The 269-nt window shown below is 65.4% G+C and carries 1 protein-coding gene; it reads left to right on the forward strand.

Translation table 11 applies throughout. From position 1 onward, the window contains the following. A partial coding sequence (locus SB754_RS20545; protein WP_410784210.1) for a Mur ligase family protein occupies positions 1 to 269 on the forward strand: 269 nt, incomplete at both ends.

Here is a 269-nt window from a genome sequence, read left to right on the forward strand (position 1 = left end):
GGTCGCCATCGCCGGCACGCACGGCAAGACGACGACGACCAGCCTCGTCGCGGCCTTGCTCGATGCGGGCGGGATCGACCCGACCGTGATCAACGGCGGCATCATCAACAATTATGGCTCGAACGCGCGGCTCGGCGCCTCGGACTGGATGGTGGTCGAGGCCGACGAGAGCGACGGCAGCTTCCTGCGCCTCGACGGCACGATCGCGGTCGTCACCAACATCGATCCCGAACATCTCGACCATTATGGCAGCTTCGACGCGATCAAGG

It is taken from the genome of Leifsonia sp. SIMBA_070 (assembly GCF_046534635.1).
Taxonomy (GTDB): Bacteria; Actinomycetota; Actinomycetes; order Actinomycetales; family Microbacteriaceae; genus Leifsonia.